A 14563-nucleotide genomic window follows, 5' to 3' on the forward strand; every position below is an offset into this window, starting at 1 on the left:
ATGGAAATTTACGGACTCATTCTGGCGGCAGGGCTTTCATCGCGCATGGGCAAACTAAAAGCCCTGCTTCCGCTGGACGGATGTACAGTGCTTTCCCGCTGTATTCGCTCGCTGGTCAACGGCGGTGCTTCTGATATTTTTGTGGTCACAGGCCACATGGCTGAGCAAGTCGGAGCAGAGGCCAAGGCACTGGGAATGCATGAGATCTTCAACCCTGAGTATGAACAGGGAATGTTTACCTCAGTCAAAGCCGGACTACGGGAACTGCCCGATGATGCGGCTGCTTTTCTGGTTCTGCCTGTGGATATTCCGCTGGTGCGTTCATCGACCATCCGGGCTTTGACCTTTGATTATACTTCCGAATCTGCGGACATCATTTACCCCTGTTTCCGTGGCGAACGGGGCCACCCTCCGCTGATCAGCGCAAAACTGATCCCGGAAATTCTCGCCCATGACGGACAGGGCGGTTTGCGAACTGTTCTGGAACGGCACGACAGCAAAGCACGCGAGCTGAACATGCCGGACCTCGGCATTCTTCGCGATCTGGATACTCCTGATGATTACGAACAGGCCCGGCTCATTTCGCGACGCCGTGTTCCACTGCCGGAGGAATGCGAAGCCCTCTGGGAACTGGCCGATACACCGCTGCAGACCCGTGAACACTGTAAGACTGTTGCGGAAGCCGCCTGCCTGATGGCTAAAGCCTTGAACAAATCCCGCAACCATCAGAATCAACTGGACCTCAATGTAGTCAAATGTGCGGCACTGATGCATGACGTTGCCAAGCTCAAACGCAATCATGAAGCAGCCGGGGCAGCCATCCTCGCCGGATACGGTTTCTCAGGCATCGCCAATATCGTCGCCGCCCACCGGGATACCGATATCAAGCCCGAATCACCGCTCACCGAACAGGAAATCGTTTTTCTGGCCGACAAACTTTTTCAGGGAACCAACCCGGTCTCCCTTGACCAGCGTTACGGCAAAACCCTTGAACGCTGGAAAGAAGATTCCGAAGCTGTTGCTGCCATCACCGCCAGACTGGCCCGGGCCAAGGACCTGCTGCAACGTTATGAACAGGAAGCGGGGATCAGTGTCCCCGAACAACTCCCCCTGCTGATGGCTAGAGAACTGGTATGATCATTCTGATTAGACATGGGGAGATTGTGGACGCAAAGGGCCGGGCTGTGGGTCAGATTGACCTGCCTCTTTCCGAAAACGGACTGGCCCAAGCCGCGCAACTGGCTGAATCATTGGACTCCTTTCGACCTCGGCGTATCTATTGCAGCCCCCTGAGCAGAACATTGCAGACCGCCTCACTCATTGAAGAAAAATATGGCCTCGAATCTATTCATGTCCCTGAAATCAAGGAAATAAGCCTTGGCAGCTGGGAAGGACTCGATTTCAAGACCATCAAATCCCGCTACCCGAATGAATTTGAAAACCGGGGTCAGGATATGGCGCAATTCCGCCCACCTAAAGGGGAAAACTTCAATGATCTTAAAATCCGGGTGCAAAGTTTTTTTGAGCAATTGGCTGATGATAACGAACCGGTGATAATTGTCACCCACGCAGGGGTGATCAGATCCATGCTGCACATTGTGCTGGGGTTTCCGCTGGGAAACATTTTCAGGATAAAACCCGAGTACTGCCATGCCACAGTTATTGAAAAGGCGAAACAGGGCTTCTTGTTAAAGGCATTCAACCTGCCTCCTAAGCCGGGACTAGGTGATCACCTGCTGAAAATGATGCCGGATTGAGGTTGATTACTCGGCTCTTGACTTATTTTCCTTGCAGGACAACAATCAAATAATACAATAATTGTATGAAGATAGACATAATACTAAGCAGGGTAAATATATGCAGGTAACCAAATTCGCCATCCCGGAAGTCATTTTCGGAAACGGCAGCATCAAATATCTGGCCTCATGCGCCCAGAGACTGGGGGCCAAAAGGGTCCTGCTGGTCAGCGACAAAGGGCTGGAAGAATCCGGGTGGGTAAAGGTCATAACCGATCTGCTCAGAGATGCAGATCTGGACTGTATATATTTCGACGGGCTGACCGCCAACCCCCGAGCCTGCCAGATTCAGCAGGGCGCACAGCTCTACCGCGACAACAAAGCGGACGTCATTATCGGTCTTGGCGGCGGCAGTCCCATCGACGCCTCCAAAGGAATCGCCACAATTGTCAGCAACGGCGGCGACATTCATGACTACGAGGGCGCAAACCGTATCAGCCGTCCCCTGCCGCCCATGATCCTTATCCCCACTACCGCCGGGAGCGGGTCCGACGTATCGCAATACGCAATCATTACTGACAAACAACGCAAGGTAAAGATGGCTATCATCAGCCGTTCGCTGGTGCCGAATATCTCTATCATTGATCCCGATCTGCTGGTCACCAAGCCCCGCTCGCTTATTCTGGCTTCTGCCGTGGATGCGCTGGCCCATGCTATTGAATCATATGTCTCGCGTCTGGCCTCACCGTTCACGGAATCTCAAGCCCTGACAGCCATAAGGCTCATTGCCGGAAACATCAAAACCGCAGCCAACTCCAAGGATAAGGAAGCCCTGAAAAATCTTTCTATCGCCAGCACCGCAGCAGGGATGTCTTTCAGTAACGCCGGACTCGGAGTAGGACATTCGCTGGCCCACTCGCTCGGCGGACGCTACGACGTCACCCACGGACTGACCCTGCCGATTCTGCTGCCGTCTGTTGTCCGCTTCAACAAATCCTGCGCGGAACGCAAAATGGAAACCATTGCCCGGACCATCAACGAAAGCTGCCCGGCCCCGGCCAAACAAAAGAGACGTGATTTGAGTGTAATTCTGCAATCAATGTTCGAAGAGCTGGAAATTCCCATGCGTTTGCGTGACATTGTACCGGACAATGACCAGATGGAGGAGATCTGCCGCCTTGCTGCCAAGGATGCCTGTACGGTTACAAACCCCAGGGAAGCAGACTGTGATGACCTGCTTAAAATCTGCGGGGAGGCATGGTAATGACCAATAAAACGGCACTGCACGACCTGATCGGGATTGAACACCACAAGCTGAACTTCTTTCAGGAACTCCAGCAGAACATTGAAGAACTCAAGGAAATCAACCGCGAATCTGAGGATCAGCGTTGCGAAATCGCGGCCATCCTTGACGGCATCACCGATGTAATGATGGTTCTTTCCGAAGACCTTGAAATAATTTCCGTAAACCGTGTTTTTGAACAACTTTTTCCCGGCGTGAACCCCATTGGCAAAAAATGTTACACCCTGTTCCGTGAAAGTGAACATGCCTGTCCCGAATGCCCGGCTTTCAAATCTCTTTCCACCAACTCTGTCTGCAAGGATACCGCTATCTTCCGCGTCGGTGACAAGAACCTCCGCTTTGACATGGTTGCCTCGCCGCTGAAAACACCCGGCACAGAGGAAGACCGCATCCTCATTTTCAAACGGGATGTTACCATGGAAAAAGAATATCAGGCCAAATTTTACCAAGCTGAAAAAATGGCGACTATCGGGGTTCTGGCTGCCGGTGTTGCCCATGAAATCAACAACCCCATGGCTGCGGTTGCCGGATTCGCTGAAGGAATCCAACGCCGTCTGACCCGGCTGGACGACAAGATTCCCGATGATCTGGCTGAAGATCTTTACGATTATACCAACACCATTCTCAAAGAATGTCTGCGCTGTCAGGACATCGTAAAAACCCTGCTTTCATTCAGCCGCCCGGTTGCCTCGGAATTCATCCCTGTTGATATGAATCAGGTTGCAACTGACACCCTGCGACTGCTGGACCACCAATTCCGCCGCTACCATAACGTAGACTTGCAGGTACAGCTCACTTCCCCCATGCAGTCCATACTGGGTAACGAAGCCCAGCTCAAACAGGTTATTCTCAACCTGCTGACCAACGCTGTGGACGCCATTGAGAATAACGGGAAAATCAGTATCGAGACGTTCATTGAGAACGAACATGTCGGACTAAGGGTCAGCGACTCCGGTTACGGCATTCCCGAAGACAACAGGGATATGCTTTTCGAACCGTTCTTCACCACCAAGCAGGTGGGCAAAGGAATCGGTATCGGACTTTCAACCTGTTACAATATCGTACGTGAACATAACGGTGAAATAATTGTAGATAGTGAAGTGGGCAAAGGGTCCACCTTTACAGTACTTTTCCCACTTCAAAGAGATTAGGACATGTCAGAATCGTATAAAGTGCTCGTGGTGGACGACGAAGAATCCATCCTCAAACTGCTAAGCAAAGAACTGGCCAGCCCGGAACGCATAGTACAGACAGCTAACTGTGCCGAAGCCGCCCGGCAAATGGTCCGCAAGGAACGCTATGAAGTAATTGTCTCCGACATCCGCTTACCTGACGGGGACGGACTTGAACTGCTAACTGAATTCAAAGATATGGAACCCGATGTTGAAGTCATCCTTATCACAGGACACGGCAACATCGACAATGCAGTGGAAGCCATCCGCATCGGTGCTTACGATTACATCACCAAGCCTTTCCGCCTTGACCGGGTGGAACTGGTGGTCGACCGGGCCTGGCAGAGAGTCTGCCTGACCCGTGAAAACCGCAGTTACCGCCATTCCCAGCAGTGCGAGACAGCCAGCTCCCAGCTTATCGGCAGCTCCACTCCCATCAAACAGATCCGCCACCTGATCAACAAAGTCGCACCAACCAATGTCCCGGTACTCATCACCGGGGAATCCGGTGCAGGTAAAGATGTTGTGGCCCACGCCATCCACTGTGCCAGCCAGCGCGCGGCTAAACCAATGATCGTCAAGAACTGCGCCACCCTGCAAAAAGAACTTTCTCGCAGCGAACTTTTCGGTCACACCAAGGGTTCCTTCACCGGTGCCACGGAAAACTGCGACGGGCTGATGACCTTCGCCCATACCGGGACCCTATTTCTTGATGAGATAGGGGAACTGCCCATGGAAGTGCAGGCTTCGCTTTTGCGTGTACTCGAAGCGCACACGTTCCGCCGGGTAGGTGAAAAAGATGAACGCACCGTGGATATCCGCTTTCTGTTTGCAACCAACCGCAACCTCGCTAAAGAAGTTGAAGAAGGCCGATTTCATGAAGCACTCTTTCACCGCATTAACGTTTTCAACATCAGCCTGCCGGAACTTAAAGACCGCCGCGAAGACGTTCCACTGCTCATAGATTTTTTCATCAACAAGCTTGGTTTTCAGATGGGGCAGGGCGAGTACACAGTAAGTGAAAGAGCTTTACAATGCATGCTCTCCTACCACTGGCCAGGTAACGTACGCGAACTGCGGAACGTTTTGGAGCGCAGCATCATCCTCGCCGACAATAACACAATCACCTGCTCCTGCCTGCCCAAGGAAATCGCCGACCAGCCCGAGCGAGAAAGTGAAGCCGGAATCCTCTCCCTCGAAAGGATGGAGCGGGAGCACATAATCAAGGCTCTCGACTTTTTCAACGGCAACCGCCAGAAAGCTGCACAGGCTCTTGGAATCGGAAGAAAGACCCTTTACCGGAAAATCGACAAGTACAACCTCTAACTGAACCGTAATTAAAAATTTAATGCCGCCCTGTTACACACAGGGCGGCTTTGCTATTTCCTACTTATTTAGTGCCAAACCAACCCCATCTTCAGTTCTTCTGGACTTTTCTTCCTGTTCAGCCATGATAGAATGATCATAAACTTCAAACAGGATCATTTTATGCGCAAATTACTCTTTTCCACCATATTGCTGGTAATACTTTTCAGTTCAGTGGCTTACGCCAAACCTCTCCAGCCCGGAGCCGTTTTCCCGGACATCACGCTTGAAGGGAAGCTTACCGAAACCCATAAGAGTTATCTCAGCCTGAAGGGAGATGGTCCGTGGAAGATAAATGACCTGGATACCGATCATATCATTATAGAAGTGTACAGTATGTATTGCCCGCACTGTCAGAAAGAAGCCCCAGCGGTAAACTCTTTCTACGACATGCTCTCTGAATCAAAAGAGTGTGCAGATATTAAATTCATGGGTATTGCTGCCGGCAACTCTGAATTTGAAATAGATTTTTTCAAGAAAAAGTTCGGAGTAGAATTCCCGGTATTCAGCGATCAGGACCTGAATATACACTCCGAAATAGGCGAGCCAGGGACTCCCCATTTTTTCATGCTCAAAAAAGAAGGTATCTCATATAAGATAATTATTTCTCACGAAGGCCCCTTTGAATCTCCTGAAAAATTCTTAAAAACTATTAAAGATAATTTGTAACGGAGGCGGTTATGAAAAAAACATCGCTTTATATATTGCTTATGCTGTTACTGCTCTGCGGCAGTGCCTCGGCAAAAGTTGCCAAAGAACAGATTTACAAACCGGGCCATCTCAAGCCGGTGGACAGCGTGCTTAAAGTTAAGGTGGGCACGTTAGCACCGGACTTCACCCTGCCCTCAACCACAGGTAAGAAGGTCAGCCTCTCAGATTACCGGGGCAGCAAAAATGTTGTTTTGTCCTTCGTGCCTGCGGCATTCACCCCCATATGCTCAGACCAATGGCCGGGCTACAACATTGCCCGTGAACTTTTTGAGATGAATGACGCGATCATCCTTGGGATCACCACCGATAACACCCCATCCCAGCATGCCTGGACAACCCAGATGGGCGACGGCGGGATTTGGTTTCCGGTTCTCTCGGACTTTTACCCCCACGGAGCGACAGCAGAAGCATATGGAATCCTCCGCACTGATGGAGTCAGTGAACGGGCGATCATCATTATCGATAAGAAAGGTGTAATCCGCTATATTGACGTACATGACATAAACAAAAGACCGGACCTCGGCGGGATAATAAAAGCCCTTGAAAAACTAAACTAGGTGTCGAATCACATAGAAGATTTAAAGCTGTTCCGGGAAACCGGGACAGCTTTTTCTTTAGATTCAATGTAAAATAAAATTTTTATCCATAACACATATTACAACAACACACAAAGAAAACTATTTGATTTAGTAATCAATGTATTAAAACACAAAAAAACCATGTAAAAAGTGCAGCAAAAGACATTTTTCAAACATAAAAGTATGCCCAACTGAGCACAAGTGCCATCTGACACACAGCAGAACATTGCTGGTTCATAATGACACACCCCTCTTTCAAGCCCTGCAGTGTAACACTTTTGTCATTCTTGTTATATTTTTCACATTGAAAAAACCGATATCGGACCTGTAAATCAACCACAAATGATTCACTACAAAAAGACGCCAAAACTTCTAAATGTTTGTTTTTTAATAATATTTACTTTTGGCACACGTCTTGCCCTATAGAAAGCGTTAATAAGTACAAGACTAGGCCCAACCTTCTCAAAAACCTACTAAGCTACAAGGATGGTCTCAAAATGGCAGTACGTGAACAAGTAAACGGTTTTTTCATTCCCAGCGTAACCCTTATTGGTATTGGCGCACACAAAGAAATCCCCGCTCGCATTAAAGCACTTGGCGGTAAGAAGCCCCTGCTCGTAACAGACAAGGGTATCACCGCTGTCGGAATCACCCAGCAGATCGTTGATATTCTGAAAGCAGAAGGTATGGACTGCGTAGTCTATGACGAAACCATTCCCAACCCCACTGACATTAATGTTGCCGACGGTGTTAAAGCCTACGAAGACAACAAATGTGACTCCCTGATCACCCTTGGTGGCGGTAGCTCCCATGACTGCGGTAAAGGTGTTGGTCTCGTTGTTGCCAATGGCGGCAAAATTCATGATTTCGAAGGCGTGGACAAATCTACTAAGCCCATGCCTCCTTATGTAGCGGTTAACACCACAGCTGGTACCGCTTCTGAAATGACCCGTTTCTGCATCATCACTGACACTTCCCGCAAAGTTAAAATGGCTATCGTTGACTGGCGCGTTACCCCCGGTATCGCACTTGACGATCCCCTGCTGATGATGGGCATGCCTCCGGCACTGACCGCAGCAACTGGTATGGACGCACTGACTCACTCCGTTGAAGCATGGGTTTCCACCATCGCTACCCCCATCACTGACGCTTGTGCTGAAAAATCCATCCGTCTGATCAACCAGTACCTGCGCCGCGCAGTTGCTAACGGTCAGGACATCGATGCACGTGAAGGCATGTGTTACGCACAGTACCTCGGCGGTATGGCATTCAACAACGCATCCCTGGGTCACGTACACGCAATGGCTCACCAGCTTGGTGGTTTCTATGACCTGCCTCACGGTGAGTGTAACGCTATCCTGCTGCCCCACGTTGAACAGCACAACCTGATCGCTAACGTAGACCGTTTCGCAACCATGGCTGAATGGCTCGGCGTTAACACCGAAGGCATGGCTCCTCGCGTTGCTGCTGATGCGGCTCTTGATGCTATCCGCCAGCTCTCCGCTGACGTAGGTATCCCTGCAGGCCTGAAAGAACTCGGCAAGAAATACGGCAAGAAGGTCGACGAAAAAGACATTCCGACCATGACCGCCAACGCTCAGAAAGATGCTTGTGGTCTCACCAACCCCAGATGCATGACTGACGAAGCTGTTGCTGCTATCTACAAGGCTGCTATGTAATTAGAGAACTCCATCCTGCCTGCGGATTCTGCAAGTCGCGGGCAGGATGTTCAAATGTTTTGTCACAGGAATGCGGATAATTTTGCATAACAGAGGTCATGGATAGGCAAAGGTCGGATCCGTTATTCCTGTATAGAGCCGGATGAAAGTTGGCAGGTGGAGCTGCAAACTGGATTTACCGGAGGGACAAAGTATTTACCCGAGGGGGACGCAAGGTCCCCCTCAGAAATTTACCCCGTGCAGGCCCGATTGTTGTATAAGCCCACAATTACAGCATACGGACCAATGCATAAATTGTTTCAGTCACGAGCGGTATATACCGCCCGTTCTCCCCGGCACCTTGGAACAAATGCAATCGGGCCTGCTCACTTTTTTCTTTGAAGATTTCTGCTCCCCTTTCTTTTCTCATTTCTGTACCTTTCCGTTTATGTTTTCCTCCTCTATTGTGTTTGGCTGACAATAGCGATATTACTCCTATTGAAAAATAGCCCGAAAAAGGAAAACACAATGTTTATTCTCGAAAGACCCTATGTATCCGAGCTGTTGAAGAAAACACTTACAGAACTTGAAAAGCCGGTACTTGAAAATGATGTTGCCTGCGACAATCTGCAAAACACTTCCATCACTCTCACCAAAGCAAAAGATTTCATAAGGGCCTACAACGAAAACCGCTCCCAGCCGGTTTATTCCAACTCCGAAAACTCCATTGACTGGATTGATAATAATCTGGACAACGGCGAACTCCCCCGGAAGATCAGACTGTTTAAAGACAAAGGTGCATTCCGTGATCTCGTAAAATCAATGTACCCGGATTTCTTTTACCGCACTGTTAAATTCGAAGAACTGGATACAATCAAGGCCGAAGAATTACCTATCCCCTGCGTCATAAAACCCAGTGTCGGTTTTTTCAGTCTCGGCGTGCATATGATTGAATCTGTAGATGGCTGGCAAAAAGCTGTGCAGAGCATCCAAAGCGAAGTTGATGACATCCGCACCATGTACCCCGCAAAAGTGCTGGAACTGGACAATTTCATCATTGAAGAATGCATCGAGGGTGAAGAATTCGCTGTTGATGCCTACTATGATGCCGAAGGCAACCCGGTAATAATCAATATTCTCGGCCACCTGTTCGCATCAAGCGATGATGTCAGCGACCGCTGCTACATCACCTCCACCGGGATCATCAACAAACACCACGATGAATTTCTGAAATTATTGCAGAAAATCGGCAAACGTGCGGAGCTCAAAAACTTCCCCATTCATATTGAAGTACGCACAGACGGCCTTGGGAATATCGGGGTCATTGAGGTTAACCCCATGCGTTTTGCAGGCTGGTGCGTAACCGACCTCGCTTACTACGCATACGGAATCAATCCCTATAAATATTTCATGGAAGGAATTAAGCCTGATTGGGAGAAGATTTCCGGCTGTTGCGACGGCAAGGTCTTCGCCATGGTCATCGGTGAAATTGATTCCACCGTGGACCGCTCCAAAATCACTTCTGTTGATTACGAAGGATTCAAGGCCAATTTCTCAAAACCGCTTGAGTTACGGGAAATCGACTACAAAATACATCCGGTGTTCGCCTTCATCTTTGCTGAAGTTGCTGCTGACAACATGGATGAACTGAATAAGATGCTCCATGCGGATTTTACACCGTACCTTAATTTCTAACCCCTAACTCCGGATTCCAGAATGACTGCAAGCTTTTTCCGAAAAACTGTTTGTATATTTGCTTTCCTGCTCTGTCTGTCATCCACTGCACATGCTTTTCATGCGGATGCATTCCGCAGTGCAAAACTGCAAAACGACTCCGGCATCCCGGCAAGCCTCAGTGTGGAGATAGGACTGCTCAACGGGGTGGCCCGTGAACTGGTCTACATTGAAGACAAGGGACAAAAAATCAGTGAGCTGCAATGGGATCTGGACAATGTAATGATTGCCGGGGTCAAAGGCTCCTTTGATTTTACGGACTGGCTGCGCTTCAACGGCGGATTCTGGACCAACTTCACCACCGGGGACAACGGCAAAGTTGAAGACACCGATTGGCCCACTCCATATGATCCGCGCGGCTGGGATTCATACTCCATCAGCAATGCGAAGGTGAAACGGGTCCTCATTACTGATGCCAACCTTGAAGCGGATCTGCTGGAATTCGAGTATCTGACTCTATCAGGTATGATCGGCTTCAAATTCGACAACTACAAATGGCAGGATCGTGGCGGGAGCTATGTTTACAGCTGGTCCGGCTTTCGTGCAGACAGTGGGACCTTTGATGAAAACGAATCAGGTCTTGGCTACGAGCAATGGTTCTATACGCCCTATTTAGGAATTCAGACTGATTCGGATTTTGGTGATTTCAAGCTGAAAACATACGTAAAAGGAACCATCTACGCCTGGGGAGAAGACGAAGACCATCATTATTCCCGTGACCTCCGCTTCAATGAAGATATTTACAACATCAAATTCCTCGGAGTAGGAATTTCGACCAGCTATGCTATAACCGAGCACATTTTCAGCACCCTGTCCTTTGACTACCAGAAATATTACCGGCAAGTGGGGCACACCAAAACAACAGACCTGATCACCGGCGATACATATGAATCCAGCAATAGTGCCGGAATGGATAATGAAACATGGAATATCGGCCTTGAACTTGGTATTAATTTCTAAGATGTAATAACTCTATGCAATACAGATATTATTCAAACGGATTTTTTATTGTTCTGGCAGTATCCTTGATGCTGCTCAGTTCAATCCCGGCACAGGCATATCACGCTGACTCTTTCCGCAATGCCCAGGTATCACACAACTCCACAATTCCGGTCAGCATGAGTGTTGAAATAGGGGTTGCTAACGGACAGGCCCGAGAGCTGGTTTATCTTGAAGACAAGGGCCAGAAAATCAGCGAACTGCAATGGGAAATAGACAATGTCGTCCTTGCCGGTTTTAAGGGCTCTTTTGATTTTACAGACTGGTTGCGCTTCAATGGCGGATTCTGGACCAACCTGACCAATGGTGACAATGGACGAATGGACGATTACGACTGGGGTATTCCAGCTGACCCGCGTGGCTGGGAAAGCAGGTACAACGCCCGGACCAGTGTTGAGCGCGTTTTCATGACCGACACAAACCTCGAGGCTATTTTATTTAAAAGCCAATATGTGGATATTTCCGGGTTGGTCGGCTTTAAATTCGACAACTGGAAATGGGATTCTAAGGACGGAACATTCGTGCACAGCTTTAACGGCTGGCGCAGTGAAACCATGAATTTTCCTGAAGGAGAATCGGTCATCGGCTACGAGCAGTGGTTTTACACCCCCTACCTCGGCTTGCAGACCGACTCGGACTTCGGCGATTTCAAGCTGAAAACATACGTGAAGGGAACCATTTACGCTTGGGGAAATGACGAAGACCACCACTACCTGCGCAATCTCCGCTTCAATGAAGACATCTACAACATCAAATTTCTTGGAGCCGGGATTTCCGGCAGCTATTCCTTTACCCCCAATGTATTCAGCAGCATTTCCTTCGACTACCAGAAATACTACCGGCAGGTGGGACACACAAAAGTGACCGACACTGCCACCGGGGAGTCATCCAAAACCAGCAACAGTGCCGGAATGGATAACGAATCCATCCACCTTTCAATCGAACTGGGATTTAACTTTTAACCGCCTTTGACATCAGCGGACATTTACGGCAGGTTCCGGGTATTATATCAACCCCTCAAGGAGAGATCATGAGCTCAACAATAGAAGATTTAACTATACATTACGAAGAAGACGGCGAAGTTATTGTAAAAGAACTTGATAAAGAAGTGCTGACCAAAGGCGCATGGACCACCATCATGTTCCGCTACAAGCAGCTGGACCGTAAAAGCGGTGAATACGGCAAAGACATGTACACCATCCGCCGTTTCCGCAAGATGAAAGGCGAATACCGCCCGCAGTCCAAATTCAACATCTCCAGCCCCGATCAGGCCCGCAAGATCATCGACGCCCTGCAAGGCTGGATCAAGGATCTGGAAGATTAAATCGCTTCAGACATTTCGCCTTTGGGCATAAGAAAAAACTCCGACCGGCAATCCGGGCGGAGTTTTTTGTTTCTATGCGGAAATGAATATTTCTAATTTACTGTATAGGCCCCGCCCGGCTCAACTTTCTGCACAGTTGAATTGGAAATGGTAAACCACATGAATTCACTGAACTTTGTTCCAACCTCGTTCTTCTCGCTGTAGGTACAACCGACCAGCCAGCCCGAATCAGTGTAATAGCAATCCGTAGCCGATTCCATTTCCAGTGTTTCAGGATACATGGAAGAGTTCTTCAGGTATTTTTTTACTTCAGGATAAAATTTACGATCCGCTGACAGCTCCGGCTTGGGACCGAACTTTGCCAGTTCTTTCATGAAAGCATCATACTTTTCCCTGTAGCGGTCATATTTACTTTTATAAAGTTTCTCGCCGGGATTGAGCTGCATTAACTCTTCATAAATATCCATGTTGGCTTTGAAATCGCGCACCGGAAGAGCCTGCGCCTGTGCATAAAGTTTGCGCTCCAGTCTTTTGCGCAACTTTTTATCGTATCCTTTGAGTTCCTTGCGGTATTTGCTGTTTTCAGGATCAAGGTCAGCCAGTTCACCGTAATATTTGGCAAGATCGGAATAATTCCATTTGGAAGTACGCTCAATACGGTCCAGCAGGTCTTTTTCCGTAGCCAGATGAATCATGGCCCGCAATTCATTATTCATAAGCTCTTTATTCTGCTCCGCAACAGTAAGAGCTGTCTCGGCATTGCCGGTCTCAATGAGCCTTTTCATGGACTCGATGACCTTGGCCCGCTCCGCATCCTGTTTTCCCTTGAGGATTCGTTCCTGCTCGATCCTGTTCTGCTCTGCAATACGGGCATTTTCTACGGCAATGGACTGCTGCACGGCAAAAATTCCGTATCCGGCGATACACAGGGCAATGCCCCCGGCAATACAGCCCAGTAAAATTTTTCGCGACTGGATGAATTCTTTAATGGTTTCAATATTCATGAACGCGAAGATACGGACACCCCAGTCAACCGTCAACCAAACTTCCCCCCTCTACCCATTATTTTTCATGAACGCCCTAAACATTTCTTTAGATACTCCGATATGACCCACATGGAAGGAATACGGTTATGCAAATAAGTGGATCAGCATTAAAATCAAATTACGGAGCTCCGTACTTACTGGACAACGGTTCTCCGCTTTTGGGCGGGAGTCGGACTTCCGGCGTTAGAGCGACGCGCCTGAATGTATCGGCCCCGCCTGTAAATACTGCTGACCAATTTGCTGATCTGATCGCTCAAAAGACCGTATCTCCCGACCAGACAGGCGAAAGTCAGAAAGGGTCCAACGGAGAAACAACTCCAAAGGACCCTTCTGATCTGGCCGGAGCACTTGCCAGTGCCGCCAATTTCATCGAAGGCAAATTCGGTAATGAAGCAGCCACTGCATTCAAAGGCATTGTTATGGCCAACTCCGGGGACCAGATCACTGAAGATTCCCTGAGCAACGGACTGCTCAAGTCCATCCAGTTCATTGACCGCAACTTCGGTTTTGCCGCCGGGGATCAGGTCATGGACCATTTCAATTCCAATCTGAATAATGCCATCAACGACTATTTCGAAAACGGGCTGCAGGAACATTTCTTTGCCGCCAGCCCCGGAACAGGCGCGCAGCTGACCCTGCAGAACACTTTCGCGCAAGTCAGTCAGCAATTCGGTGAAGACACCGCCGAAAGCATCAAGAGCATGATCGAACAGGTTCTTGAAGACGATGGCAAGAGCATTGATTCCATCAAGAAAGGATTGGACAAGAGCCTGACCGAGGCCGAGAAGGCCAACCCCGGAATAACCGATATGGTCGCTCCCATGGCCGCCGGAGAAATCATGGACAAGCTTCAGAGCGGAAGCTACATGGCTCCCCCTCCGACAGGTTCCGTACTCAACATTTCCGTATAGCCTATTCAGGCCCGCCGGATATTTAG

The 14563-nt window shown here is 49.0% G+C and carries 14 protein-coding genes; 13 read left to right on the top strand and 1 reads right to left on the bottom strand.

What is annotated here, in order from left to right:
- From ACNI29_RS05840 to ACNI29_RS05895, 12 genes are all read left to right on the top strand, one after another.
- The gene (locus ACNI29_RS05840; protein ID WP_419781260.1) at nucleotides 1–1137 is read left to right on the top strand and encodes a DVU_1551 family NTP transferase; all 1137 of its coding nucleotides are present in this window, start codon (nucleotides 1–3) and stop codon (nucleotides 1135–1137) included.
- Nucleotides 1134–1757: a histidine phosphatase family protein gene (locus ACNI29_RS05845; protein ID WP_419781261.1), complete on the top strand. Its 624-nt coding sequence runs from the start codon at nucleotides 1134–1136 to the stop codon at nucleotides 1755–1757. The genes ACNI29_RS05840 and ACNI29_RS05845 overlap by 4 nt, the downstream gene beginning before the upstream one ends.
- A 100-nt stretch (nucleotides 1758–1857) precedes the next feature.
- The gene (locus ACNI29_RS05850) at nucleotides 1858–3000 is read left to right on the top strand and encodes an iron-containing alcohol dehydrogenase (protein WP_419781262.1); all 1143 of its coding nucleotides are present in this window, start codon (nucleotides 1858–1860) and stop codon (nucleotides 2998–3000) included.
- The gene (locus ACNI29_RS05855; protein ID WP_419781263.1) at nucleotides 3000–4190 is read left to right on the top strand and encodes an ATP-binding protein; all 1191 of its coding nucleotides are present in this window, start codon (nucleotides 3000–3002) and stop codon (nucleotides 4188–4190) included. Before ACNI29_RS05850 ends, ACNI29_RS05855 begins: the two co-directional genes overlap by 1 nt.
- Nucleotides 4191–4193: 3 nt before the next feature.
- A complete protein-coding gene (locus tag ACNI29_RS05860; protein WP_419781264.1) occupies nucleotides 4194–5537 on the top strand; it encodes a sigma-54-dependent transcriptional regulator in 1344 nt (447 codons plus the stop codon).
- Nucleotides 5538–5699: 162 nt separating this feature from the next.
- Nucleotides 5700–6245, top strand: a complete 546-nt coding sequence (locus ACNI29_RS05865) for a TlpA family protein disulfide reductase (protein ID WP_419781265.1) — start codon at nucleotides 5700–5702, stop codon at nucleotides 6243–6245.
- A gap of 11 nt (nucleotides 6246–6256) precedes the next feature.
- Nucleotides 6257–6844: a peroxiredoxin gene (locus ACNI29_RS05870; RefSeq protein ID WP_419781266.1), complete on the top strand. Its 588-nt coding sequence runs from the start codon at nucleotides 6257–6259 to the stop codon at nucleotides 6842–6844.
- A 518-nt stretch (nucleotides 6845–7362) separates the two neighbouring features.
- Nucleotides 7363–8544 carry an iron-containing alcohol dehydrogenase gene (locus tag ACNI29_RS05875; RefSeq protein ID WP_419781267.1) on the top strand — a complete coding sequence of 394 codons (1182 nt, stop codon included), beginning with the start codon at nucleotides 7363–7365 and terminating at the stop codon, nucleotides 8542–8544.
- Between the two features lie 507 nt (nucleotides 8545–9051).
- Complete coding sequence (locus tag ACNI29_RS05880) at nucleotides 9052–10218, top strand: ATP-grasp domain-containing protein (RefSeq protein ID WP_419781268.1); 1167 nt, start codon at nucleotides 9052–9054, stop codon at nucleotides 10216–10218.
- 21 nt (nucleotides 10219–10239) lie between these two features.
- The gene (locus ACNI29_RS05885) at nucleotides 10240–11217 is read left to right on the top strand and encodes an omptin family outer membrane protease (RefSeq protein ID WP_419781269.1); all 978 of its coding nucleotides are present in this window, start codon (nucleotides 10240–10242) and stop codon (nucleotides 11215–11217) included.
- Between the two features lie 68 nt (nucleotides 11218–11285).
- The gene (locus ACNI29_RS05890; protein ID WP_419781270.1) at nucleotides 11286–12218 is read left to right on the top strand and encodes an omptin family outer membrane protease; all 933 of its coding nucleotides are present in this window, start codon (nucleotides 11286–11288) and stop codon (nucleotides 12216–12218) included.
- A 68-nt stretch (nucleotides 12219–12286) separates the two neighbouring features.
- Nucleotides 12287–12580, top strand: coding sequence for a hypothetical protein (locus ACNI29_RS05895; RefSeq protein ID WP_419781271.1), 294 nt, complete (start codon nucleotides 12287–12289; stop codon nucleotides 12578–12580).
- A 92-nt stretch (nucleotides 12581–12672) separates the two neighbouring features.
- Here ACNI29_RS05895 and ACNI29_RS05900 read toward each other — a convergent pair whose 3' ends face one another.
- Nucleotides 12673–13620 carry a hypothetical protein gene (locus ACNI29_RS05900; RefSeq protein WP_419781272.1) on the bottom strand — a complete coding sequence of 316 codons (948 nt, stop codon included), beginning with the start codon at nucleotides 13618–13620 and terminating at the stop codon, nucleotides 12673–12675.
- Between the two features lie 92 nt (nucleotides 13621–13712).
- Between ACNI29_RS05900 and ACNI29_RS05905 the strand changes: the two genes are divergently transcribed.
- On the top strand, nucleotides 13713–14537 hold the full coding sequence (locus ACNI29_RS05905) for a hypothetical protein (RefSeq protein ID WP_419781273.1): 825 nt from the start codon (nucleotides 13713–13715) through the stop codon (nucleotides 14535–14537).
- The last annotated feature ends 26 nt before the right edge of the window (nucleotides 14538–14563 follow it).

The organism is Maridesulfovibrio spiralis (SeqCode), from assembly GCF_048571135.1.
In the GTDB taxonomy this organism is placed as follows: domain Bacteria; phylum Desulfobacterota; class Desulfovibrionia; order Desulfovibrionales; family Desulfovibrionaceae; genus Maridesulfovibrio; species Maridesulfovibrio spiralis.

Coding starts and splice junctions, on each gene's coding strand:
- ACNI29_RS05905 (WP_419781273.1), top strand. CDS start 13,713: ATGCAAATAAGTGGATCAGCATTAAAATCAAATTACGGAGCTCCGTAC.
- ACNI29_RS05840 (WP_419781260.1), top strand. CDS start 1: ATGGAAATTTACGGACTCATTCTGGCGGCAGGGCTTTCATCGCGCATG.
- ACNI29_RS05895 (WP_419781271.1), top strand. CDS start 12,287: ATGAGCTCAACAATAGAAGATTTAACTATACATTACGAAGAAGACGGC.
- ACNI29_RS05870 (WP_419781266.1), top strand. CDS start 6,257: ATGAAAAAAACATCGCTTTATATATTGCTTATGCTGTTACTGCTCTGC.
- ACNI29_RS05875 (WP_419781267.1), top strand. CDS start 7,363: ATGGCAGTACGTGAACAAGTAAACGGTTTTTTCATTCCCAGCGTAACC.
- ACNI29_RS05890 (WP_419781270.1), top strand. CDS start 11,286: ATGCTGCTCAGTTCAATCCCGGCACAGGCATATCACGCTGACTCTTTC.
- ACNI29_RS05865 (WP_419781265.1), top strand. CDS start 5,700: ATGCGCAAATTACTCTTTTCCACCATATTGCTGGTAATACTTTTCAGT.
- ACNI29_RS05860 (WP_419781264.1), top strand. CDS start 4,194: ATGTCAGAATCGTATAAAGTGCTCGTGGTGGACGACGAAGAATCCATC.
- ACNI29_RS05845 (WP_419781261.1), top strand. CDS start 1,134: ATGATCATTCTGATTAGACATGGGGAGATTGTGGACGCAAAGGGCCGG.
- ACNI29_RS05885 (WP_419781269.1), top strand. CDS start 10,240: ATGACTGCAAGCTTTTTCCGAAAAACTGTTTGTATATTTGCTTTCCTG.
- ACNI29_RS05880 (WP_419781268.1), top strand. CDS start 9,052: ATGTTTATTCTCGAAAGACCCTATGTATCCGAGCTGTTGAAGAAAACA.
- ACNI29_RS05855 (WP_419781263.1), top strand. CDS start 3,000: ATGACCAATAAAACGGCACTGCACGACCTGATCGGGATTGAACACCAC.
- ACNI29_RS05850 (WP_419781262.1), top strand. CDS start 1,858: ATGCAGGTAACCAAATTCGCCATCCCGGAAGTCATTTTCGGAAACGGC.